General features: G+C 40.7%; 22 protein-coding genes. 15 read left to right on the top strand and 7 right to left on the bottom strand.

Translation table 11 applies throughout. The features are described 5' to 3' along the window. Positions 1-708: 708 nt before the first annotated feature. The 3 genes from LV83_RS16920 (at position 709) to LV83_RS16910 (ending at position 5,437) form a co-directional block, all read left to right on the top strand. Positions 709-1,887, top strand: a complete 1,179-nt coding sequence (locus LV83_RS16920; RefSeq protein WP_111612746.1) for a proline dehydrogenase family protein — start codon at positions 709-711, stop codon at positions 1,885-1,887. A 160-nt stretch (positions 1,888-2,047) separates the two neighbouring features. Beyond that, entirely contained in the window at positions 2,048-3,754 is a 1,707-nt protein-coding gene (lysS, locus tag LV83_RS16915; RefSeq protein ID WP_111612745.1) for a lysine--tRNA ligase, read from the top strand. 234 nt (positions 3,755-3,988) lie between these two features. After that, a complete protein-coding gene (locus LV83_RS16910) occupies positions 3,989-5,437 on the top strand; it encodes a M48 family metalloprotease (RefSeq protein WP_111612744.1) in 1,449 nt (482 codons plus the stop codon). Between the two features lie 80 nt (positions 5,438-5,517). Here the strand turns inward: LV83_RS16910 and LV83_RS16905 are convergent, their stop codons facing one another. Further along, positions 5,518-6,276 carry a DUF4197 domain-containing protein gene (locus LV83_RS16905; RefSeq protein ID WP_111612743.1) on the bottom strand — a complete coding sequence of 253 codons (759 nt, stop codon included), beginning with the start codon at positions 6,274-6,276 and terminating at the stop codon, positions 5,518-5,520. Between the two features lie 194 nt (positions 6,277-6,470). Between LV83_RS16905 and LV83_RS16900 the strand changes: the two genes are divergently transcribed. Further along, positions 6,471-7,685 carry an arginine deiminase gene (locus LV83_RS16900; RefSeq protein WP_111612742.1) on the top strand — a complete coding sequence of 405 codons (1,215 nt, stop codon included), beginning with the start codon at positions 6,471-6,473 and terminating at the stop codon, positions 7,683-7,685. A 73-nt stretch (positions 7,686-7,758) separates the two neighbouring features. Here LV83_RS16900 and LV83_RS16895 read toward each other — a convergent pair whose 3' ends face one another. Continuing rightward, complete coding sequence (locus tag LV83_RS16895) at positions 7,759-10,494, bottom strand: putative LPS assembly protein LptD (RefSeq protein ID WP_245947083.1); 2,736 nt, start codon at positions 10,492-10,494, stop codon at positions 7,759-7,761. Positions 10,495-10,555: 61 nt separating this feature from the next. On the opposite strand from LV83_RS16895, the gene LV83_RS16890 reads away from it, so the two are divergent. The 3 genes from LV83_RS16890 (at position 10,556) to LV83_RS16880 (ending at position 14,155) form a co-directional block, all read left to right on the top strand. After that, positions 10,556-11,356: an N-acetylmuramoyl-L-alanine amidase family protein gene (locus LV83_RS16890; RefSeq protein ID WP_111612741.1), complete on the top strand. Its 801-nt coding sequence runs from the start codon at positions 10,556-10,558 to the stop codon at positions 11,354-11,356. A 300-nt stretch (positions 11,357-11,656) separates the two neighbouring features. Beyond that, positions 11,657-13,252, top strand: a complete 1,596-nt coding sequence (locus tag LV83_RS16885; RefSeq protein WP_245947087.1) for an acyl-CoA carboxylase subunit beta — start codon at positions 11,657-11,659, stop codon at positions 13,250-13,252. A 57-nt stretch (positions 13,253-13,309) separates the two neighbouring features. Beyond that, positions 13,310-14,155 carry a transglutaminase-like domain-containing protein gene (locus LV83_RS16880; RefSeq protein WP_111612739.1) on the top strand — a complete coding sequence of 282 codons (846 nt, stop codon included), beginning with the start codon at positions 13,310-13,312 and terminating at the stop codon, positions 14,153-14,155. Here LV83_RS16880 and LV83_RS16875 read toward each other — a convergent pair. Together LV83_RS16875 and LV83_RS16870 are read right to left on the bottom strand one after the other, a co-directional pair. Next, complete coding sequence (locus LV83_RS16875; RefSeq protein ID WP_111612738.1) at positions 14,149-14,718, bottom strand: redoxin domain-containing protein; 570 nt, start codon at positions 14,716-14,718, stop codon at positions 14,149-14,151. The genes LV83_RS16880 and LV83_RS16875 overlap by 7 nt on opposite strands. Beyond that, positions 14,719-15,348 carry a 4'-phosphopantetheinyl transferase family protein gene (locus tag LV83_RS16870; RefSeq protein ID WP_111612737.1) on the bottom strand — a complete coding sequence of 210 codons (630 nt, stop codon included), beginning with the start codon at positions 15,346-15,348 and terminating at the stop codon, positions 14,719-14,721. A 35-nt stretch (positions 15,349-15,383) separates the two neighbouring features. Between LV83_RS16870 and LV83_RS16865 the strand changes: the two genes are divergently transcribed. The 5 genes from LV83_RS16865 (at position 15,384) to LV83_RS16845 (ending at position 19,057) form a co-directional block, all read left to right on the top strand. Continuing rightward, entirely contained in the window at positions 15,384-16,298 is a 915-nt protein-coding gene (locus tag LV83_RS16865) for a WD40 repeat domain-containing protein (protein ID WP_111612736.1), read from the top strand. Positions 16,299-16,412: 114 nt separating this feature from the next. Continuing rightward, on the top strand, positions 16,413-17,378 hold the full coding sequence (locus LV83_RS16860; protein WP_111612735.1) for a DivIVA domain-containing protein: 966 nt from the start codon (positions 16,413-16,415) through the stop codon (positions 17,376-17,378). After that, a complete protein-coding gene (gene folB, locus LV83_RS16855; RefSeq protein ID WP_111612734.1) occupies positions 17,378-17,743 on the top strand; it encodes a dihydroneopterin aldolase in 366 nt (121 codons plus the stop codon). The genes LV83_RS16860 and folB overlap by 1 nt, the downstream gene beginning before the upstream one ends. Next, the gene (locus LV83_RS16850; RefSeq protein WP_111612733.1) at positions 17,736-18,599 is read left to right on the top strand and encodes a ChaN family lipoprotein; all 864 of its coding nucleotides are present in this window, start codon (positions 17,736-17,738) and stop codon (positions 18,597-18,599) included. The genes folB and LV83_RS16850 overlap by 8 nt, the downstream gene beginning before the upstream one ends. Positions 18,600-18,601: 2 nt before the next feature. Next, positions 18,602-19,057, top strand: a complete 456-nt coding sequence (locus LV83_RS16845; protein ID WP_111612732.1) for a DUF4268 domain-containing protein — start codon at positions 18,602-18,604, stop codon at positions 19,055-19,057. 236 nt (positions 19,058-19,293) lie between these two features. On the opposite strand, the gene tnpA is transcribed toward LV83_RS16845, so the two are convergent. From tnpA to LV83_RS16830, 3 genes are all read right to left on the bottom strand, one after another. Continuing rightward, the gene (tnpA, locus tag LV83_RS16840) at positions 19,294-19,746 is read right to left on the bottom strand and encodes an IS200/IS605 family transposase (RefSeq protein ID WP_111612731.1); all 453 of its coding nucleotides are present in this window, start codon (positions 19,744-19,746) and stop codon (positions 19,294-19,296) included. A 314-nt stretch (positions 19,747-20,060) separates the two neighbouring features. Further along, positions 20,061-20,555, bottom strand: a complete 495-nt coding sequence (locus tag LV83_RS16835; RefSeq protein WP_111612730.1) for a DUF6265 family protein — start codon at positions 20,553-20,555, stop codon at positions 20,061-20,063. 155 nt (positions 20,556-20,710) lie between these two features. After that, positions 20,711-21,025, bottom strand: a complete 315-nt coding sequence (locus LV83_RS16830; RefSeq protein ID WP_111612729.1) for a HesB/IscA family protein — start codon at positions 21,023-21,025, stop codon at positions 20,711-20,713. A 110-nt stretch (positions 21,026-21,135) separates the two neighbouring features. On the opposite strand from LV83_RS16830, the gene LV83_RS16825 reads away from it, so the two are divergent. Genes LV83_RS16825 through LV83_RS16815 form a run of 3 tightly spaced genes read left to right on the top strand, consistent with a single transcriptional unit; the run spans position 21,136 to position 22,725 of the window. Next, on the top strand, positions 21,136-21,657 hold the full coding sequence (locus LV83_RS16825) for a DUF7935 family protein (RefSeq protein ID WP_111612728.1): 522 nt from the start codon (positions 21,136-21,138) through the stop codon (positions 21,655-21,657). A 2-nt stretch (positions 21,658-21,659) separates the two neighbouring features. After that, positions 21,660-22,073, top strand: a complete 414-nt coding sequence (locus LV83_RS16820) for a YkvA family protein (RefSeq protein ID WP_111612727.1) — start codon at positions 21,660-21,662, stop codon at positions 22,071-22,073. A 31-nt stretch (positions 22,074-22,104) separates the two neighbouring features. Continuing rightward, positions 22,105-22,725, top strand: coding sequence for a thioredoxin family protein (locus LV83_RS16815; protein ID WP_111612726.1), 621 nt, complete (start codon positions 22,105-22,107; stop codon positions 22,723-22,725).

Raw genomic sequence — 22,725 nt, 5'->3', positions numbered from 1 at the left:
TTTTCAATGGTCACATGGAATCTCGCATGGTTAATATCATCGCACTTTGTGATGTTTTTTGTCATGCTCGATTTCATAATTACTGAGCTTTAAATGAAAAAAGCCCGACTCTTGCGAATCGGGCTTTATGTGTTATATTTTCTTTTTAGTTTAGGCTAGGCAATACACAACTCCGATTCGATTTTGTCTTCGAAAGTAAAAGTAAAAGAAGCTAAAATATGTTGGGGCTGTGTTTAACATGTGTCAAATGTAAAGTGGTGATTTTTAAAATCAAAATTAATTTTTTGCTAGCTACTTTAAACAATCTTCAAAGAATCAGGCTAATCCTTGCATTTTTCAAAATCAAGCCAAAAAACCAGGTGCTTTCAGAATTATATTCTGATTTTTTGTAAAAAAGGTTTAAATAATGCATTTAAATATTTTTTGAAATAAGTTTAAAAATGTTTGGAGCAGATAACGGGAAAGGATGTTGGTTTTGAAAGTTCCAAAATATAAATGAATTGCTGCAACTGATTTTTGATAAGTAGGAACCTCTCTAGAATTTTTGATCAGAACAAAAAGACCTTTGAGCTCTCGACTTTGCTCGAATTGACGCAAATCTTAAGTATTATATCTCCTGTCTTGCGTCTCTTTTTACCCCTCAATTATCATAACAAAAGGAACCCAAAAGCAGTTTTTTTGATATCTTTGCAGCTTTATTTCTGGAATATGCCCACCAAATCCACTATTTCTTTTGACAACTTAAAAGTTGCCTTCGCTTCGAAAAGCAATTCAGAGCTTAGGAAGATGCACCTGGTGTTCGCCATGTTGAATAACAAGTTTGTGTCTGATTTGGGTATTGCTTTGACCAACATAGGCTTTAAGCTAGGTTTGCCTATCAAAGGAATAATGAAGCAAACCATGTTTGGGCATTTTTGTGGAGGTGAAACAATCGCAGAAACCATTGAGGATTGTAAGTCACTTGCCAAATTTGGAGTGGAATCAATCTTGGACTACTCTGTGGAGGGAAAAGGTGACGAGGAGAGCTTTGATAAAACCTGTGAAGAAATCCGTCAGACAATGGTGGAGTCAGCCAAAACTGATTATATGCCATTCGGTGTAATTAAGGTGACAGGCTTAGGTGATTATCATATTTTGATCAAAATCCAGGCAGGTGAGGCTCTCAATCCAGCAGAATATCAGGCGTATGAGCGTTGCAAAGGAAGAGTGGATTTGCTGTGTAAGACGGCTTACGATTTGGGATTGAAGATTCTGATCGATGCCGAAGAGTCATGGTTTCAGGATGTGGTCGACACGCTGACCTACGAAGCCATGGAGAAATACAATAAGGAAAAATGTGTGGTTTATAACACATATCAGATGTATCGCCACGAAATGCTTGGAAGATTGAAGGAAGCGAAAGTATTGGCTGATGAGCTTGGGTTTCTTTTAGGAGCTAAGTTGGTGCGTGGAGCATATATGGAGAAAGAGGCAGAGCGTGCAGAAGAAATGGGCTATCCAAGTCCGATCCAGCCCAGCAAAGCAGCGACTGATATGGATTACAATTTTGGTGTGGAATTTTGCATAGCAAATGGTGTTTACTTGGTCAGTGGATCGCATAATGAAGCAAGTAATCATCTCGTAGTAGAGTTGATCGAAAAGTATGGAATAGATAAGGAGTCTGACCGTGTCTTCTTTGCACAGCTCTATGGGATGAGTGACAATATTTCCTTTAATCTAGCGGATGCTGGATATCGGGTTTTGAAATATGTGCCTTATGGACCCGTGGAAAAGGTAATGCCTTACCTGATCCGTAGAGCTTCAGAGAATTCCAGTATTGCTGGACAAAGCAGCCGGGAGTTTTCTATGATCAAAAAGGAAGTAGAGAGAAGGAAGAAGAGTAAGTGATCAGTTTACAGTGGTCAGTTGGCAGTCTCAGTGTCATTCAAAAGTGAGTATAAAGAAGTAGTAAAAATATTCAGTAACAGGAACACATTTCGAAATTTGGCCAAGCTTGGTGGAATTCTGAAAATTTTAAATTTTAAATTATTAATTCTCAAATTATAGCATGCAACTTTTGAGCGAGCAGGAAATAGAAAGACGTAAGGATCGGGAAGAACTGATGAAGCTGGGTATCAATCCCTATCCTGCAGAGGCATTCCCAATCAATGTCACTGCGGATGATATTCATCGCAACTACGAAAACCGAAAGCTGGACTATAAAAATATAGAGATAGCTGGCCGCCTAATGAGCCGTAGAATCATGGGTTCAGCTTCTTTTGGAGAGATTCAGGATGCTACTGGGCGATTGCAATTCTATGTGCGTCGCGATGATATCTGCGAAGGCGAAGACAAGACTCTTTACAATACAGTATTCAAAAAGCTCTTGGGAATCGGTGATTTTCTTGGATTGAAAGGCTATATTTTTACTACTCAGACTGGAGAGATTTCTCTTCATGTGACTGAGTTGACCGTACTGTCCAAGTCTGTAAAACCACTTCCTGTGGTGAAAAGAGACGAAGATGGAAATGTCCACGATGGATTTACTGATCCTGAAATGAGATACCGTCAACGCTATGTGGACTTGACGGTAAATCCCGAGGTGAAGAAAACTTTCATTACCCGCTCCAGAATTATCACGCAAATGCGTCGCTATTTTGACGATCATGGATGGTTGGAAGTGGAGACTCCGATCCTACAAGCTGTTCATGGAGGTGCTGCAGCGCGCCCTTTTGACACGCATCACAATACCTTGGACATGCCGCTTTTCCTCAGAATCGCAAATGAGCTTTATCTGAAAAGGCTGATCGTAGGCGGATTTGATGGAGTTTATGAGTTTGGGAAAATGTTCCGAAACGAAGGCATGGACCGAACGCATAATCCTGAATTCACCTCCATGGAAATCTATGTAGCCTACAAAGACTACATCTGGATGATGGAAATGGTGGAAGAACTGATCGAGCAGGTAACTCAGGCCATTCATGGTAAAACCAAAATCACTGTTGGTAAAAATGAGATAGAATTTGCCGGACCTTACAGAAGACTAACCATGTATGATTCCATCAAGGAATATGCGGGAATCGATGTGAGCAAGATGGATGAGGAAGGCTTGCGCAAGGTTTGTCTGGATATGGGAATTGAAGTGGATGCTACTATGGGCAAAGGCAAATTGGTAGATGAGATCTTCGGTGAGAAGGTAGAGGCCAATTTGATCCAGCCAACATACATTACTGATTATCCTATTGAGATGACTCCTTTGGCGAAAAAGCATAGAACTGAGCCGGGCTTGGTAGAGCGATTTGAGTTGTTTGTGAATGGTAAAGAAATCGCAAATGCTTACACGGAGCTAAACGATCCGATCGATCAGCGTGAGCGATTTGAAGATCAGTTGAAACTGGCCGAAAGAGGCGATGACGAGGCAATGGCAATGGATGAGGATTTCCTTCGTGCTTTGGAATACGGCATGCCGCCAACTTCAGGTTTGGGAATCGGAATCGATCGTCTGACGATGTTGTTGACTAATAATACGACGATTCAAGAAGTACTTTTCTTCCCGCAGATGAGACCTGAGAAAAAACAGGTAGAAATGACTGAAGAGGAAAAAGGGATCTTTGAATTGCTGAAAGCAGAATCTCCAGTGGCTATCGCCGACCTAAAAGGAAAAGCCGGGCTAAGTGGAAAGAAATGGGATGTAGCGATGAAAGGCCTGACAGGAAAAGGCGTCGCGAAAGTAACCAAAGAAGGTGACGCTGTGACGGTGTCTCTGGTCGACTAACCCTAAAGATTATAAGTATAAAACCGAGCTGAGAGGCTCGGTTTTTTTTTATTTTAATGTCACCGTGAGTGTCTCAATCACGGTTTTCTTTGAGGTTTTTAACTTCAAGAACCAAAGAGTATAGATCGGATGGGCATGGAATATATTCGTCGACTTGCTTATTTTCTTTCAGCAATTTATTGGAATGATATTTTCCCTATGAGGGGTAAATAAACTACCCAACCCTCTGATATTATGAAAACATACACCGATTTTCTAAAAATATTTTCGGTTCTGCTGCTCTTAAGTTTGAGTAGCTGCGCGATCAATCCTGTCACTGGAAAAAAGCAGTTGGTATTGATGTCTGAAGCTCAGGAAATTGCCATGGGTCAGCAAGCCGATCCGGAAGTAATTGCTTTTTTTGGACTTTATGAGGACCCACAGCTCCAAGAGTTTATTACGGAAAAAGGGAATGAAATGGCAGCCATTTCTCACCGTCCAAAATTAGCCTATGAGTTTAAAATCGTTGACTCTCCGGTAATCAATGCCTTTGCAGTCCCTGGTGGTTTTGTGTATTTCACCAGAGGGATTATGGCACATTTCAACAACGAAGCGGAGTTCGCAGGAGTATTAGGCCATGAGATTGGCCATGTGACTGCAAGGCACTCAGTGATCCAGCAGCGCAACCAACTTTTAGGTCAGATAGGTTTATTGGCAGGGGTTATATTGGTGCCTGAATTAGGTCGGTTTGTGGAGCCTTTATCTCAGGGAATGCAATTGGCTTTGCTAAAGTTTGGTAGAGATGCAGAGCGGCAATCCGATGAGCTAGGTGTGGAATATTCTTCTCAAATCGGGTACGACGCAACAGAGATGGCGGACTTCTTTGAAACCCTGGAAAGACAACAGGCAAATACTGGCGCCAATGAAATCCCACCTTTTCTTTCCACTCACCCATCCCCAGACGAGCGAAATGCCACGGTGGAGGTGCTAGCGCAAAAGTGGCAGGAAAAGTCTCAACTGACAGATTTTGAAGTAAATCGAGATAGTTACCTTAGGAGAATCGATGGGTTGATTGTGGGAGCAGATCCTAAGCAGGGTTTTGTAGAAAATAATGCATTCTATCATCCGGTACTGAAAATCCAGTTTCCTGTCCCAACAGGATGGCAGCATCAGAATAGTCCACAACAATTTCAAATGGCACCTGCAGAAGGTGATGCAGTGATGATTCTCACCTTAGCCTCTGGAGCTAACTTGGAGGAAGCTGCCAATGCAGTTTTGGAGAATTACGGATTGACACTGGTAGAATCTAAAAAGGAGACTATCAACGGAATGCCGGCAATACTAATGGTTGCCGATAATGTGCAAGAGCAAGCCACTACCATCCGGGTTCTTTCTTCTTTGATTCAGTTTGAAGGGAATATCTACAGCCTGATGGGAGTGACCGATGTGGCTAACTTTAATTCTTATCAAGCCCTATTTTCAAGAACTATCAGAGACTTTAAGGAATTGCGAGATTCGGAAAAGTTGAATCGTAAACCTGACGTTTTAAAGATCAAAACCATTCCAAACTCCATGTCTTTGGAAGCGGCGTTTAGGTATTACGGAATGCCAGCAGAGCGATTTGAAGAGCTTTCTTTGTTGAACGGAATGCTTTTGACAGATCAAGTGGATAAAGGTATGCTGATCAAAGTAGTAGGGAAATAACCGCTGTTTCACACCCTGATAAACAAGAAAGCCGAGCTACAAATTAGCTCGGCTTTCATATGCCTGAAATGTTATTTCTTTTAAATCCCAGTCCCAGTTCCACTTTTAGCTCGTTCCGCATAGCCAAAAACTTTTTGTAGTAAAACTGTACTTCTGGCAGCCACATTTTCCCTGATTTTCAATTCTTCTTTAGCGATTTCATAAAAGAGTCCATCAATCGCTTTTTGTGTAACATACTTAGATAGATCGGCCTCTATCGGAGTCATGAGAGGGATTTTATTGTATCGGGTGATTACATCACTCCAGTATTTTGTCGCTCCTACCTTAGTGAGACTACTTTCAATAATTGGTTTGAACTTCCCTTCCAATGAATTAGTAGTTTTATTCTCAAAGTATTGCGTCGCGGCATTATCAGCTCCAAGTAGGATATTTTTCACATCTGCGATACTCATATCTTTGATTGCAGCTACGAATATAGGCTTCGCCTCTATAGCTGCATCCTCAGCAGCACGATTTACGCTGGTGATTACCTGATCGCAAAGGCTTCCTAATCCTAAAGTGCGAAGGGTGTTTTCTACTTTTTTAGCTTCTTCCGGAAAGGCAATTTTGATAGCCAAATTCCCTAAGTAGCCATCTTCCTTCGATAGGCGCTCTGAAGCATAGCTGGTTCCATATTCCAAGGCCTCTTTCAGTCCTGAATTGATTTCAGATTCTGTAGGTGTTCCGAGGTCCAAAGCTTTGCTTAACTGGGTTAGCGTATCGCAGCTTCCAAGAAAAAGCGCACTGGCCAAAGTAAAAGTGAAGGAAAGTTTTTTGAATGTTGTATTTTCTAATTTCATTGAAATTGGCTTAGTTGAATCTATTTCTATTCAACAATGATACCCCATTTAAATTCCAGGTAATTGTTGTAGGAATAAATCTTAAATTAAAAGCGCATACTTTCAACTTTATTTTTCATTTCCCTCAATCAAAAGCTTTAATTTTTTGGAAAATGGCAACAATTCATTAAAATAGATAACAAAATGCTAATTAAATGAACCTTAGACTTAATTCAGAATTCGGGACGCTCAAAGCTGTCTTGATGCATAGACCGGGGAAGGAAATTGATCGACTAACTCCCTACAATAAGGAGTTTTTGCTCTTTGATGATGTTCCTTATTTGGAAGCTTTGCAGAAAGAGCACGATACTTTTTCAAATCTAGTAAAGGCATCTACTGGTGCGATGGTTTATCAGCTTAGAGAACTTTTGATTCGCGTGCTTTACGACCAGCAGATTCTACTAAAGTTGATGCAAAATGCACTTCAGCGTTCAGGTTTATCACATTTAGCAGAGGCAATTCTCGAGCGATATTCTACTGCCGAATGTGCGGGGATTCTTACAGGTGGTTTGAAGATTCATGAGTTGAAGCGTAAAATTCCAAAACTGAATTCTGGGGAATTGATGGATTATGCTTTTGCGATAGCCCCTTGTCCGAATTTGTATTTCCAGCGTGATCCTATGGCTGTCACTCCTGGGGGAATTATTTTTTCCAGTATGAAAATGGAAGGAAGACAGCGAGAGGCGGATTTGTTACGGACAATTTTTGAGAATCACCCTGACTTCAAGGACAATATCAATAAGCTTTATCCTGCTGAGGGAATGCATAGCCCTCCGAGTATTGAAGGTGGTGACGTTATTATTCTTTCGCAAAAAGCGGTTGCCATTGGGAATTCTGAGCGAACAGAAGAGAAAGCGATTTATCATGCAGCAAAAGCCTTGCTCGGTGAAGGTACTGTGGAGCGGGTTTATGAAGTTCACCTTCCCCAAAAGCGTCAGTATATGCACCTGGATACGGTGTTTACCATATTGGATGAAAATCTTGCCCTGACTTATCCTGACGCATTGAATTCAGTGTTGCAGACTTCGCTTTATACGTTGAAAGAGATCAGAGATGATAAGGTGGTTATCAAACGAGAAGTTCTCAAAGAATCCTTGCTTACGATCTTGGAGCGGGAAATCCCACATCTGGAGGTTCTCCATACCGCAGACGGAAATCCCGATTACGCCATGCGTGAGCAATGGTTTGATGGGGCAAATGTCTTTGCTATTGGCCCACGCCGAGTTATTTCATACAATAGAAACATTCACACCAACCGTGCACTTCGGGAGAAAGGAGTAGAGGTTTTGGAGATTCCTTCTTCTGAGCTTTCCAGAGGTCTGGGAGGACCAAGATGCATGACTATGCCGCTTAGCAGATCGAGAGTTTGATAAAAGGCTGAAATCAGAAATATGAAACCTGAATTTTTTTTCCAGACTACAAAATTTAGGGTAATGAATTGATTTACCTGTCAAAAAACGATCGTCGCCTAGAAACCTTCAAATCCTGAAGAATGGTTGACTTCACTCGGATGTCGATATTGTAGGATGTGAATGCCCCAAAAGGAACCCAGTTCACATTCATTTGCCAGCAATGCAGATCCCTTGCAATACCGACCATCGTCTGCGTCAGTTTTTTTGTTTGGGCATCAAAGCCTGTGTTGAAGTTGATTTTCCATTTTTCAGATAGGGAAAAATCACCTCTTACACTGACTGTTTGCGTGATTCTTTTGGTTCCTGAGACCTGATTGCTATAGGAAAGCACATAGCCAAACGACATATTCCATGGAATATTCCAATCAATGTATTGACTAGGGTCAGTCGAAATTCTATTGATTTCACTTTCTACAAACTCATTCATCACGCCGCCTTGCTGCATAAATTCATTGGTGAGTTCATCTCGCACTTCACCTGGGTTTTGTGCACTACTTGGGTTGATCGAGGCATTCATATTTAGCGAAGCATTTCGTATGGTGCCTAATCCTTGACCATTTTTCCAGGCAAATTGATTGACAGACCTTGTGATTTCAGCACCGTTTGTATTAATAAATGTTCCAGTTGCATAGGGGTCAAGCGTCGAACTCATGTTTACAGAGAGCTTTCTGTCAAAAAAGCTGGTTCGGGCGCTGATTCGAATAGGAGCAAGCTTAAAGGAATCTGCTGCAAAATTATAGCTGGAGTTCAGATCGATATTTTCAAGTAAAGGTATTTTCTTAGTAGCATTCTCCTGGGTTGAATCTTTTTTATCGATAACCTTTGCTTCCAACACACTGCGGATACTAAATGCCATCGCTCTGCTTTCTCCCATTGGAGCACCACTATAAGAGAATCCTTGATATCTATCAAACAAACGTGTGTCCCCTTCATTGTTAACTCGCACCTCTTGGAAATACCCTAAGGAAGGATCTGAGAAATCGGGAGAAAAATTAACACTCAAGGAAGGTTGAATATGCTGGCGTATGGTCTGGATTTTTCCTCTTTTGAAGTTGAAAAAGCCATAGATGTTGGTGTTTAAACTGAATGAGCTAGAATAAAAAGTAACCCGATTAAAGCCGTCTTCTATGATTTTATCTACTCTCTCTTCAGATGGATTATAGAAATAATTAATCCTTTTGAGGTACCATAGCTCAGTTAGGTTGGCAGATGCTGTACCTGTGAAATATTTAAAAAGTCTAAAATTTGAGCTGATAGGAATTCTGTTTCTGGCTCCATTTTTTGCATTCTGAAGTAGATAGCCAAAATTTGCGGGGGTAAAATCGACCAAGTCAGGAGTGTCAGTGTTTTCCACTAAATCTGGATTGACTCCGAATTCCTGAGTCACTTTGTTAGTAATGGAGTTTTGGAGGTCAAAGTTGTATGCAATATTTAATGTCTTCAGCGGTTCAAATTTCATATTCTTAAACGGGCTTTGCCTATTCATGCTTAAGTTCATGTTAGGTAGACTCAGCTGAACTTCTCCCGTCTGCACACTTTGAGAATGTCTCATGCTCGCACCGAAAGAAAAAGGAGTTCCGGTGAAAGTCTTAGAATATTGGATATTCGAAGATAAATCCGAGGTTACATTATTCGTGAAGTTGTTAGGGTTGACTATGTTGTTGAAGTAACTCGTGGAACCTGCATTTACCGAAGCTGAGAATCGGCTGTTACCTCTTGATTCAGGGTTATGAGACCATTGGATTCGGAACGTATTGTAATCGACTGGATTCAGTTCAGTTTCCGGAGATCTAAACTTTTGAAAGTCAATATTAAAAGACCCGGCAAACCTGTAGCGCTTTTTATAAATGGATTGTGATTTCAGTCCCCAACCTCCATTAGAATAGATGTCACCAGTTATTCTAGCGTGTATGTAATCATTGATGGCAAAATAATAACCTAAGTCACGGAGGTAAAGTCCTCTTTTTTGCTCTTGTCCATAGCTTGGAAAAATCAAGCCTGAAGCTTTCTCCTCTGGAGTATTTGGTATTATCCCAAAAGGCAACCCAAGTGGTGTGGGAATACCATTAAAAAAGAGATTGAAAGGTCCTGCTACTACTTGACCTCCTTCAATAGATTTAATTTTATTAGCCGCTACATGGTAATGCGGAGTAGTGAGCGTACAAGTGGTGTAATAACCATTTGCCAAGTAAATACTACCGTCAGCGGTTTTCTTGATCGTTTCACCTCTTAGTATGCCGTCTTGCTGCTCGGTGACGACATCTTTTATAATAGCTTTCTGAGTTTTGAAATTATACTTCATCTCCTTCCTGATTTCATAGGAGGAATTTCCGTCTTTGAAAAATGGATTTCCTCTTACATTTCCCAAACTATCCGTGACGCCGGAAGCGTAGAGCTCTGAGTTTTTCCAGTCAATTACAATCAAGTCAGCTTCCAAACGCATCGTTCCGTATTCGAACCATGCTTGGTTATAAAGATATATTTTGTTTTCTGTAAAATCTGACACGATACTATCTTCTCCGTAATACCTAATATCTGTAGTGATATCACTCCTGGGCATAATTTTTGTCGAATCAGTAAGAGCGAGCGTATCAGCAGTATTGGGCAAAGTATCCATAGCCATCAATTCTCGCGAAAGTGGCATTAGCGAATCTGGAACCGCTAGTGGTTTTTCTTCAAGCTTGCGAACTGGGTCTTGCGCAGTCGCTAGTAGCGGAACAATCAATAGCCCAAAAAAGCAAAATAAAAAGAGCCTGAATCCCTGCACTGTTGCTTACGCTTTATTTAATTTGAGTGAAATTTCGTGTAAAGTTAATTTTATTGCCCTCATGGAACGGTCCAAAAACAAAAAAATTCTTCTTAGTCTGATATTATGCATTCCCTTTGTATTTGGCGGCTTTATCACTAATGAATCCATGGTACCATCTTTTAAGATGACAAAGATCGTCTTGGATGCTGGCCACGGAGGTAAAGATCCTGGTAATCTGGGTTCTAGGTCAAAGGAGAAAGACATTAATCTTGCAGTTACACTTTTAGTCGGAAAATACATCAAGGAAAACCTGCCTGATGTAGAAGTGATTTACACTCGGGACGATGATAGTTTTCCTGCACTTAAGGACCGTCCAATGATCGCCAATAATAACAAAGCACATCTCTTTGTCTCTATTCACTCCAATTCCGCTGCTAATAAATCAGCGTTTGGAACAGAGACTTTCGTGATGGGAACAAAGCACTTTGATGCAAACTTTGATATCGTAAAACGAGAAAACTCGGTGATCCTATTGGAAGATAACTACGAGGAAAACTACGAAGGGTTTGATCCATCTTCGCCGGAGTCTTACATGATGTTCAATTTGATGTCAAAGGTTCACTTTGAGAATTCTGTGACTTTGGCGGATAATGTTGAGACTCAATTTAGAGATCGAGTTGGGCGCAAAAGCAGAGGCGTGAAGCAAGGGCCGTTTTATGTGCTCTGGACGCCTTCAATGCCATCTGTTTTGGTGGAATTGGGATTTTTGTCCAATAGCAATGAGGAGCGATTCCTGATGAGCCAAGAAGGCAAGGAATACATGGCCTCAGCGATATACAGATCTATTAGAGACTATAAAGAGTCTATAGAGAAAAATTGATTTTCATAAGATTTAACAATTGCTAAGCCCTTTTTCGATCGAAGAAGGGCTTTTTGATTTGAAATTAAAACTGCATTGTCCCTATAGGTCTAGATCGCATGGGCCCCAAATAAATACTTAGTATTACTTTTTCAAATTGCTGTTTTAAGACTGAATACTGAGACTGGGACTTTGACCACTACAACGGTTAGCTTTTTCTTTTTTAACTTCGGGACTTAACTAATTGCAGTAAGCACTGGTTATGACATCTAAACCCAAATTTGACTAATGACAACTACTACCGGAAATTCCAATTCATCTATGGATAGTTTACTCCAGGATTTACAGGCAAAATATGAACAGGTAAAACTAGGTGGAGGAGCCAAAAGAATAGAAAAAGAACACGCTAAAGGGAAGCTCACGGCCCGTGAGAGAATTGATTACTTGCGGGATCAAGACACTGATTTTTTAGAAGTAGGAGCATTTGTTGCAGATGGCATGTATACCGAAGAGGGTGGATGTCCATCAGGAGGCGTAGTCACTGGAATAGGTTATGTGAGTGGGAGAATGTGCATGATCGTAGCCAATGATGCTACAGTGAAGGCTGGAGCTTGGTTTCCGATGACAGCTAAGAAAAACCTTAGAGCTCAGGAAATCGCCATGGAAAATCAGATTCCTGTGATTTACTTAGTAGATAGTGCAGGAGTATTTCTCCCAATGCAAAATGAGATTTTTCCAGACAAAGAGCATTTTGGCCGTCAATTCCGCAACAATGCAAAAATGTCTGCAATGGGTATTATCCAAGTTGCAGCAATAATGGGCAGCTGTGTGGCCGGTGGGGCATACTTACCTATCATGTCTGACGAAGCAATGATTGTTGATAAAACGGGATCTATATTTTTGGCAGGCTCATATCTCGTAAAATCAGCTATCGGTGAGACAATAGACAATGAGACATTAGGTGGAGCCACAACGCATTGTGAAATATCAGGTGTGACCGATAATAAATACGATACAGATCAGGATTGCCTGGATGCGATCAGAAAGATTTTTGACAAAATAGGTCATAATCCTACTGCAGGTTTTGATCGAGCAGAATCGCAAAAAGCTGGTTTGGAAGGCGAAGAACTTCTGAAATCTTTTCCAATTGAAAGAGTAAAGCCTTACGATATGTTTCAAATCGTGAAAGGTTTGGTAGATGGGGGAGACTTCGATGAGTACAAAGAAGAATATGGGAAAACACTGATTTGTGGAACTGCGAGAATTGATGGTTGGGCTGTGGGCATAGTTGCAAATCAGCGGAAGATCGTCAAAACAGCCAAAGGTGAAATGCAGATGGGCGGGGTGATTTATTCTGACTCAGCCGACAAAGCAGCCCGATTTATTATGAATTGCAACCAGCGGAAAATCCCACTTGTATTTCTTCAGGATGTGAGCGGATTTATGGTAGGGAGCAAAGCAGAACACGGTGGTATCATCAAGGACGGCGCGAAAATGGTAAATGCTATGGCAAATTCAGTCGTTCCAAAATTTACATTCATACTAGGCAACAGCTATGGCGCAGGTAATTACGCCATGTGTGGAAAAGCCTATGATCCCCGCTTGATCTATTCCTGGCCTACAGCTCAGATGGCTGTAATGTCTGGAGCTGCCGCAGCAAACACCTTGCTTCAGATTAAAGTTGCAGGCTTGAAGAAAAAAGGGTTGGAGATAACTTCAGAAGATGAAAAACAATTGCTGGATGAAATTACTTCCAAGTACAACGAGGAACTAAGTCCTTACTATGCTGCGTCCAGACTTTGGGTAGATGGAGTGATAGATCCTCGCGAGACTAGAAAAGTGATCAGCATGGGGATAGCCGCAGCCAATCATGCGCCGATTACCGAAAGATTTAACGTTGGAGTGATCCAGACATAAGACGATTTTTAGTATCTTATTTTACAGTTTAATGCCATTAACCGTAGCCTTTTGACTATGAGTGATTTGACACCCGGAGAATTAAATGCCTTGGTTTCCTTGTTGGACGATTCCGATCGTGAAGTGAGAATGCATGTGCGGGATCGGATTATTTCTTTGGGAAACGATATCATTCCTTTCCTGGAGAAAAAATGGGAAAATAGCTTCAATCCTGATATTCAAAAGGAGATAGAAGAACTGGTTCATGACCTTCAATTTTCTTTGCTGAAAACTCGACTGATAGATTGGAGAGATACAGATGATAGAGACTTGCTCACCGGACTTTGGATTATCAATACCTATCAATATCCTGATCTGGAATATTCTAAACTGAATGCAGAGATGCATCAGATTTACTTTGATGTGTGGACGGCTTTCAAAAATGATCTGACGCCATACGAACAAGTGCGCGCTATCAATAATGTGCTGTTCAATACGCTTCGATTTTCAGCAAATACCAAGAATTTTCATTCACCAGCGAATAGTATGCTTTCTTCGGTTTTGGATTCGAAACGTGGGAATCCCTTGACCCTCTGCTCGATTTATTTGCTTGTCGCAAAGAAACTAGGGCTGCCGATTTACGGAGTGAACCTTCCTAACCTTTTTGTTCTCACCTATAAATCTTCCGATGTCACTTTTTACATTAATGCATTCAACAAAGGCTTGATATTTAGTAGGAAGGATATTTTTAATTACCTGGAGCAGTTGAAGATTGAGCCAAAAGATGATTATTTCGAGCCTTGTGCACATCTGCAGATTATGCTCAGGATGTTCAGAAACCTAGAGAACTCATTTGAGAAGCTCGGTGAGGCAGATAAAGTGCAAGAAATTAAGGAGTTAATTGCCTTGTTGAACGATCAATAGGTCCGGACATTACAGCCAACAGCTCTTACTTGGCTCGGAGTGGGAGCTTCGCCCTTTAGAATAGAATCCAATGCTTTATCTAAATACTTTGAGGACACTGCACTTTCAGCCTGTGGATTATTATCAAGTGCTCCTCTATAACTGACGACCGCTCCGGAGGTGAGCAAAATAACTTCAGGGATTTTGGTGATTTTAAAGAATTTGGTTAGTTCCTGATTTTCATCAACCAAGTATGACATGTTCATGTCTGATTGGTCTATGTAGCTTCTCAGGGCGGTTTGGTCTTCAGGCTTTTGACTGACTTCAGGATTTACCAGCATAAAAGTAAATCCCTGATTTTGGTATTTGCTGCGCAAAGCAATCAGGCGCTTTTCATACATCTTGGCAAAAGGGCAACCTAAACTATGGAAAACCAGAATCAATCCTTTGCCTTTTACCTGGGTGGCTACATTGACCTGTTTGCCTGTTACTGCATCTGTGAGGATGATCGTTTCTAGACTTTGGGCGGAAAGCCCGAAAGCTAGAGAAAAGAGAATAAGGATGGTTAAGCTAAGCTTTTGCATTTACCAAATAGTGTAAGTAAGTACTACGTCTGACATCACGCGAACTTGTACTGTGTAATGATGGTCTGTAAAATCCGTACCTCGGATCTTGCCTTTAATGATTCCAGTCTTTGAATCAAAAGGTTCTAATAGGATATTTTCCCGAAAAGAAACACCTCTTTTACCCTGACATTTAAAGATAGACTCTTTAGCCGACCATGCCATGGTATAATGTAAAGGATCCTTTTCTAAGAAGTCTAATTCAGATTCGTCCAAAAAGCGGAATCCTATTCTCAGGATTTTTTCGCGTATCAAATCCATATCAATTCCTACAGGATTATCTCTGTGATAAATGGCACCTGCATAGCCCATGGTATGAGAAAGTGAAATAAACCCATGACCATTCATCGCTTGGGATTTGCCATGCTCATCTTTGAAAAAACCAGGATATGGCACATGAAGTACATCTAAAGCATCTCGGATGGCGATTCGTGCTGTGGCCCATTCTCGTTTTTTCTCCTGATGGGAAATGTTAGCGTAACCGAGTTTCTCTCTAAAGCTGAGAAAATCCAACTCATTTTCATCCTGAGTTTCGATAATCTTGATGGCCAAAGCCGAGGAGGAATCTATTTTTTCTATTTTTGTTTGCATACGCCAACAGGGCAACCAAAGTCTCAGTCTAATATATGTCAAAAATAGAAGTTAATAAATTACAAACACTAACAGGGCACAATGACTGCATCTATGCACTGGTGGAAGGTTGTGATCCTAGATTTTTTTATACTGGTTCTGGAGATGGGATGGTTGTGGAATGGGATCAGGACACTCCGAAAGATGGTAAGTTGATCGCTAGACTTCCGCACTCAGTTTATGCCTTAGCCGTTGACTATTCAAGAAACTTACTGTTCATTGGTCATAATTTCGAAGGAATTCATGTCATAGATCTGAATGAAAGCAAGGAGATTTGGTCCCTGAAATTGACAGATCAGGCGATTTTTGACATTAAGGTATTTGGAGATGAGGCCTACATAGGCACTGGAGATGGAGTACTTATTGTAGTTGATGTCAATTCCAAAACAGTAAAAAAACACATAAAACTAGGTGAAAAGAGTATTCGTGTAATGTCTTTGGCCAAAGACAAGCGAGAGTTGGCAGTAGGTCTGAGCGATCACACAGTAAAAATTCTAGACCTTTCAGATAATTTCAAACCACTTGCAAATATGACCGGGCATACCAATTCGGTATTTGCCCTTTCGTACTCACCGGACGAGTCAGTTTTGGCCAGTGCAGGGAGAGATGCGCACCTGAAATTCTGGGAAACGGATACCTATTCCCTTCAGGAAAACATTGTGGCACATATGTATGCCATTAATTATTTATATTTCAAGGAGGACGGAAACTTGCTAGTCACCTGCTCCATGGACAAGTCTATCAAGGTTTGGGATGCAAGGCGCCGAAAACTCCTCAAAGTCATCGACAAAGCAAGGAATGCAGGCCATGGCACTTCAATAAATAAGGTGATTTGGAGTAGCTATCAAGGCAATTTAATTTCCGTGTCAGATGACCGTACTATTTCTATTTGGCAAATTGAAGCAACTTAACCCATGAAATCGAGCAATACTTCAAGTTTCAAAACCTGGAGATTATAGACATGGTAGATTCCACAGCCTGCCCCGTGTTTTCGGGGTGGACTTTAAAAGACAAATTATAGACACATGAAGATCACACCAGCAGCCATTCGGCAAAAAACCTTTGAAGTTGGTTTCAGAGGATATGAGAAAAAAGAGGTAACAGCATTTCTGGACGAAATCTCTGAAGTGGTTGATCAGCTCCACAAAGAAAATATGGAGCTTAAAACTAAGCTTCAAAATACAGAAACAGAGGCAAAGCGATTGAAGGATGTGGAGGAATCACTTTTCCGAACCCTCAAAACCGCTGAAGATACCGGAGCTGCAATAATTGTTGAAGCTAATGAAGCTGCTGATTTGATTATCGCCGATGCAAATGAAACTGCGGATAATGCGACCAAGCATATAGATCAAATGATAGCAGAATCCAGAAAACAAACTGAGGATCAAGCGGCAGCAATTATTGGAGCGGCCGAGGCAAAAGCAAAAGAGACTATTGTGGAGCTACGAGAAAGTATGCAGGGTTTAGTTCGCTCCTATGAAGGCTTAGCCGAGCAAAGAGAAGCTATGGTTAAAAGTCTGAAGCGAATAGCCCAAGACACGTTGAATCAAATAGATCTATCGGAAGCGCATTACACAAGAATCGATGCAAAGGCTCATGCCCGCGCGATTGATGAACTGAGTCGGTCACAAACATTCACTTTTGGCAATCTTGAAAATCTTGGGTACGAAGAAGAGGAGCTGGTAGAGGAAGAAATCGAAGATAGCCCATTAGCTGAAATGGAAGTGATAGAAGAAAACTTGGAGCTAGAGGACCACGATTCAACTCCTGACTTGGAAATGGAAAGGGAACCGGATCCAGAAGAAGAGTTGGAATTAGAAGATACCAAGATGCAGCTAGAAGACGAGGTTTTAGAAGAAGATATAGAAGAACTTGAAGCGGAGAAAGTAAAAAAACCATTAGAAGAACCTATGAAGCCTCAGGCATCTCAACCGAAATACACGGATGATCCAAAGAACCAATCGGGTTCATTCTTTGACCAATTTGACTAATGGGAAAAGTAAGCTTAGAGGGGATTGAATTTCATGCTTACCACGGAGCCTATCCAGAGGAGTCTATTTTAGGAAACCGATTTACATTGGACTTAGAACTGGAAACGGAGTTTAGACAGGCGATGCTGCATGACGACTTGAGTGCTACTGTCGATTATTCCAAATTGTACAAACTGATCAAAGCCAGAATGGATGTGAAAGTGAAATTACTGGAACATCTGGGGCATATGATCGTGACCGATATACTGGAAGCCTATCCCAAAACCACACAAATCAGATTAACACTCAAAAAGCATCACCCTGCACTTGGCGGATTGGTAAGTTTCTCTTCCGTACAAATTAAATATCCTGAAGATTATGCTTAAGTATTTACTTTTAGCCCTAGTTGTTTTGGTTTCTTTTGGAAATCTCAGAGCACAAGGAGAAGCCTACCAGTTTTTTACCAATAAAGGAAAAAAAATTGAGCTAAAAGATGTGTTGAAGCAAGCAAAGGATGTGGATGCAGTTTTCTTTGGAGAACTTCATAATAACAGTTTGGGTCATTGGCTGCAGCTGCAAGTCTTGAAAGGGTTGCATGCCGAAAACCCTGATTTGGTCGTAGGCTCTGAGATTTTTGAGCGTGAAGATCAGTTGAATCTGGACGAATGGTTTTCGGGTCAAATAACCGAGAGCAATTTCGAAGCTGAGGCGAATCTTTGGAAAAATTACACCTCTGATTATCGTCCTGTTTTGCGATACGCAAAGGAGAAGGGATTAAGATTTATTGCTACAAACGTTCCAAGAAAGTACGCCTCCCTTGTCAGCAAGAAAGGACTAGCCGCTTTAGATTCCTTATCGCCTCAGGCTAAGAATTATTTTGCAAAGCTTCCCATAATGATTGATATGAATATGCCTGGATATGTAGCAATGAAAGATATGATGCATGGTGCTCCAGGTAATTCGGATTTTATGATTCAAGCCCAAGCTTTGAAAGATGCAACCATGGCAGAGTCACTTTTTGGGTCAATTTATGAGGGAAAGCAGATTTACCATATCAATGGATCTTATCATACCAAAGATGGAGAAGGTATTTTATGGTATTTGAAAAGAGAGTTTCCAGATCTGAAAATTTTGGATATCCATATGGTCACTCAAGATCAATTGGATAAGCTGGATGATGCAAATGCCAAAGCCGGAGAAATTGTTCTTGTCCTACCTAGCGATAGCCATACAACTTATTAATCTTGTACAATAAAGCAGAAACATCGAGAATCCGATCGGAGTTTTGGATTGCTTTTGGGCAATACATGAAGCCAATTCCGAATGCAGAAGGAAGAAGAATCAACTGGCCAAATTACAAGACAGGAGTAAGAAACATCTATTTTCGGATGAAAGCCGAGAATGATTTTGCTTCAATTGGAATCGAAATTGGCCATCAGGATGAGGAATTGCAGGAACTGTATTTCGATCAATTTGGGCAATTCAGGAAAATGCTTGAGTCGATAGTCGGAGAAGAATGGGATTGGAAATTATTGGACCAAAATGAATTTGGACAGCCAGTTTCGAGGATTGAAAAAATCTTGACTAATGTGAATGTGATGGATTCGGGCGATTGGCCAGCGATTATCTCATTCCTTAAGCCCAGAATCATTGCATTGGATGAGTTTTGGAGCAATGTGAAACCAGGGTTTGAGAGTTAAGATTGCCCTTTCGCACAAATAGGTTCCATCTAATCAAAACTACATGGGTCTAGAGATATTTGTTTTGCTATTTTAGAGTAGATAAATTGTTTTGAATCTCCCAATTCCCTGCAGATTTCAAAAGCCCTGTAAGGGCTCAATAACAAAGCGATGGGTGCAGCCCATCGCAATAGTGAAGCATCTCTAGAACAAGAGCCCTGAAAGGGTGTAATTAAAATTAATAAGACTAATTTCCATTATCCCCAAACATATCTCTCATCATAGTCCACTTTATATTTTTTTAAAAATGCTCTGTATTCCTCTTGAAAAGTTCTGCTTACATGATGCTCTCGTTGGTTTTGAATATAAATACTAACAGTATCAATCTGGCTCGGATTAACTGAAAATGCGCCGTAGCCATCTTGCCAATAAAAATTACTAAGTTCTTGATCACGCTTTTTCATCCATTTGGAGGAATCCGTTTTTACTTCTTCCAATAAGTTAACAATAGTCATGTGCTTACTAAGAAGACATAGAATGTGAACATGATCTAAATATCCGCCTACTTTAAGTGGAGTACAATCATGCGCTTTGCAAACTCCTCCAAGGTATTTGAAGAGTTCATCTTCATAGTTTTTTTTAATAAACGGTTGCCTGTTTTTTGTGCTAAAAATAATATGCACAAAATTTTTCACGAGTGATTGTGCCATAGCTTATTGCGCCCTTTCCGGGCTTTAAAAATGAAATCTACTTATTTCTAACAATGGCCTATCGACCATTGCTGAAATATATTACCCTTTCAGGGCTAATAAATATAATCTAAAATAATGCGTTTCAGGTGTCTTTGAAACTGATTTCATAAATCCGACTACCTTCAAAAAGATCATGGAAAAGTAAAAGAATATCTAGCCCTTCCATATCTGTGGTGCTTTAGATTTCCTAGAAGGATTGTTTCTTTAGTTATTAAAAGAAATTGTCCTCAACGGCCTCAAATCAAACTTTATTTAACCTTTTTGGCAAGAGATTAAAACGCTCGCTTTACATACTTCAACTCTTCAATTGTCCGTACTCCATTTTCTGTCATTGCCAGCCATAGGTTAATTTCATTGCCCTCTCGCTTCATTGTCAAGCCATGAAAGTACACAGCATCTTCCCCAACTTCCACCAATCGAAAAGTGGTCCATTTGTCTTTTTCCTCCCATGGAGAAAGGTCGGCGTTGAAATGTTTGAGTTTTAGAGAAAAAGTATCTCCCTCTTGGACGATATTCATGAATTCAGAAAAGACAAGTTTTCCTTCACTCCAAAAGCGAAAAGTCCCAATCATATTGCCATCTACCGCAGGCATCCAGACTTCCTCACATTCTCCACCAAATCCAGTTCCTGTCCAAAAACCTTCTAGCCAATCTAGGTCAGAGACATTTCCTTTTCCGGGTTCTTGATCTTTTTCGAGTTGCTTTACTTGAGAAAAAGCTAAGAAGAAAGTGAAAAATAAGAAGGATGTGAGGATAGACTTTTTCATTGTAGAGGTTTTGTGCCGGATGAATTTATTAAAAAATCCGTGGATAATCCTCAGCTAATGAAGAGTCATATTAGTCCTGCTTCTGGAGAAGCAGGTCAACTTTGTCAATTGCGACCTCTGCGAAAAACTTGGTGTTCTCTGTGGTTAAAAGAAAATTAAACATCGTGACGCTTCGGGATTTCTGGATTGACGAAAGTAAAGCCACGGGCTTCGTCACCTTCAAAAAAATCTATCTGCATGCCCATCAGAAACATGTAGTGCTTTTTTTCTATCAAAACTGGAATTCCTGCCAATTCAAATTTTTGATCTTCCTCTTTTGGCTTGTCAAAACCTAAAGCGTAGGACATACCGCCACATCCACCGCCTTTTACCCCAACACGAAGATGATAATCGGCAGGGATATTTTTATTGGCCATGATATTTTTGATCTCAGCTTCTGCTTTTTCGGTGATCTTGATTGGAATTATCATGTGGTGAAAATGTTTTTGGCAGGGAATTGGTTCGCGAGAATACAAATTTACATTCCCTCGAAGTTTTCTAACGGGGATAATTTGTGCAAATTCGAGTTTAATCCCCAAAAATGGAATACGCAGTCGATTTATTGAAAATTCTTTTGCCAGCTGGCATCGTCCTTTATGGCATGTATCTCGTGGTTGTTTCTTTTCTTTCCAAGGAAAGAGAAAAAACACTGGTAGAGTTGAAAACCCAAAATTCTCAAACCATTCTTCCCATAAGACTACAGGCCGCAGAGCGGATTTGCCTTTTCTTAGAGCGAATTACCCCAAATAATTTGGTGAGAAGATCTAATCCAGGAGGCCTTACTTCCGGTGAATTGCATTCGCTTTTGCTTGCAGAAGTGCGTGAGGAATTCAACCATAACTTTTCCCAGCAGGTATACTTTTCCGAGGAAACCTGGGAAGCAGTGAAGCGTGCAGTGGAGGAAGTGACGACTATCATCAATCAAAGTCGCCAAATGCTAAATGAGGAAGCTACTGGGATTGATATGGCAAAGGCGATTTTTGCGCAAGCATTGGAGAGGAAAAACGATCCGATTGGATATGCGTTGAAACAAGTGAAATCAGAGATTCAAATTTACTTTTGAGAATGAGCAGCTTCAAAGCAAAGACTTCCGCAACTATCGATAATGCCAAAGCACTTTTTGGCAAGAAGGTAGATGCACTCGTAAAACAAAAAGAAAAAGTTACGGAGTTAATTGCTGGAGTTGGAAGTAAGATTTCAAAAGTGGGTGATAATCCAAAAGTAAAAAAACTGATAGAGCCTGTTTCTATATTTATCCGAATGATAAAAGCGCATTTCAGTGGAGTACATAAAATGACCAACAGTACGCTTGGATTGGTAGTTTTGGCTTTAGTTTACTTTGTTTCGCCGATAGATATTATTCCTGACTTTTTGGGATTCTTTGGCTTTGCAGATGACCTGAGTGTAGTCTTGGCTATTTATGCAAAAGTAAAAGATGAGATTGAGGATTTTTTGGATTGGGAGAGAACTCAAGACTAGATACTTCTGTTAGGTCCCAAAATCACAGGGAATGCTAGACCAAGAAACTACTTTGATCACGCCTGCGCTTTTGGCGACAGGTCAGACATATTCAGAATTCCGGGAAATGACGGTGCGTTTGGTAGAAGAGAATAAAACTACTGGCCCAAATCAGTCCGAGAGTTATTTGAACTATACGAAGATGAATTTACAGCGAATGAATCGCTGGGACAAAACAATAAAAGTTTCTCCAGAGCTGGAGAAATTAGTAGCTTCAATTTCTTCTCCACAAGTTTGGCTGGTGATTTCTGAAGCCTGGTGCGGGGATGGTGCTCAGACGATACCTTTTATGGCTAAGCTCGCAGCATTGAATCCGATGATTAATTTGAGAATCCTGATGCGTGATGAGAATCCTGAATTGATGGATGCCTATCTAACCGAAGGAGCGCGTTCAATTCCTATTTTGATTGCCTTAAGTGGTGACTTGAGTAAAGAGCTTTTTGTTTGGGGCCCGAGGCCTCAGTTTCTTCAGAATCGCCTGAAAGCTTATAAACTCGATCCTCAAAATATAACGTCCAAAGAGTTCTCTGACGGAACTCACCTTTGGTACGCAAGAGATAAAAACAAAGCGATTGCAGAGGAACTGACTCCGTTGATTGCTGAAACGATATAA

This window comes from Algoriphagus yeomjeoni (assembly GCF_003259505.1).
GTDB classification, from domain to species: Bacteria; Bacteroidota; Bacteroidia; order Cytophagales; family Cyclobacteriaceae; genus Algoriphagus; species Algoriphagus yeomjeoni.
This window is presented reverse-complemented; position numbering and strand designations above follow the sequence as displayed.

Bases quoted from the DNA above. Each gene is read 5' to 3' on its own strand.
- LV83_RS16820 (WP_111612727.1), top strand. From the start codon at position 21,660: ATGAGCAGCTTCAAAGCAAAGACTTCCGCAACTATCGATAATGCCAAA.
- LV83_RS16885 (WP_245947087.1), top strand. From the start codon at position 11,657: ATGGATAGTTTACTCCAGGATTTACAGGCAAAATATGAACAGGTAAAA.
- LV83_RS16875 (WP_111612738.1), bottom strand. From the start codon at position 14,718: ATGCAAAAGCTTAGCTTAACCATCCTTATTCTCTTTTCTCTAGCTTTC.
- lysS (WP_111612745.1), top strand. From the start codon at position 2,048: ATGCAACTTTTGAGCGAGCAGGAAATAGAAAGACGTAAGGATCGGGAA.
- LV83_RS16880 (WP_111612739.1), top strand. From the start codon at position 13,310: ATGAGTGATTTGACACCCGGAGAATTAAATGCCTTGGTTTCCTTGTTG.
- LV83_RS16865 (WP_111612736.1), top strand. From the start codon at position 15,384: ATGTCAAAAATAGAAGTTAATAAATTACAAACACTAACAGGGCACAAT.
- tnpA (WP_111612731.1), bottom strand. From the start codon at position 19,746: ATGGCACAATCACTCGTGAAAAATTTTGTGCATATTATTTTTAGCACA.
- LV83_RS16905 (WP_111612743.1), bottom strand. From the start codon at position 6,276: ATGAAATTAGAAAATACAACATTCAAAAAACTTTCCTTCACTTTTACT.
- LV83_RS16900 (WP_111612742.1), top strand. From the start codon at position 6,471: ATGAACCTTAGACTTAATTCAGAATTCGGGACGCTCAAAGCTGTCTTG.
- LV83_RS16815 (WP_111612726.1), top strand. From the start codon at position 22,105: ATGCTAGACCAAGAAACTACTTTGATCACGCCTGCGCTTTTGGCGACA.
- LV83_RS16920 (WP_111612746.1), top strand. From the start codon at position 709: ATGCCCACCAAATCCACTATTTCTTTTGACAACTTAAAAGTTGCCTTC.
- LV83_RS16835 (WP_111612730.1), bottom strand. From the start codon at position 20,555: ATGAAAAAGTCTATCCTCACATCCTTCTTATTTTTCACTTTCTTCTTA.
- LV83_RS16910 (WP_111612744.1), top strand. From the start codon at position 3,989: ATGAAAACATACACCGATTTTCTAAAAATATTTTCGGTTCTGCTGCTC.
- LV83_RS16870 (WP_111612737.1), bottom strand. From the start codon at position 15,348: ATGCAAACAAAAATAGAAAAAATAGATTCCTCCTCGGCTTTGGCCATC.
- LV83_RS16850 (WP_111612733.1), top strand. From the start codon at position 17,736: ATGCTTAAGTATTTACTTTTAGCCCTAGTTGTTTTGGTTTCTTTTGGA.
- LV83_RS16825 (WP_111612728.1), top strand. From the start codon at position 21,136: ATGGAATACGCAGTCGATTTATTGAAAATTCTTTTGCCAGCTGGCATC.
- LV83_RS16890 (WP_111612741.1), top strand. From the start codon at position 10,556: ATGGAACGGTCCAAAAACAAAAAAATTCTTCTTAGTCTGATATTATGC.
- LV83_RS16860 (WP_111612735.1), top strand. From the start codon at position 16,413: ATGAAGATCACACCAGCAGCCATTCGGCAAAAAACCTTTGAAGTTGGT.
- folB (WP_111612734.1), top strand. From the start codon at position 17,378: ATGGGAAAAGTAAGCTTAGAGGGGATTGAATTTCATGCTTACCACGGA.
- LV83_RS16830 (WP_111612729.1), bottom strand. From the start codon at position 21,025: ATGATAATTCCAATCAAGATCACCGAAAAAGCAGAAGCTGAGATCAAA.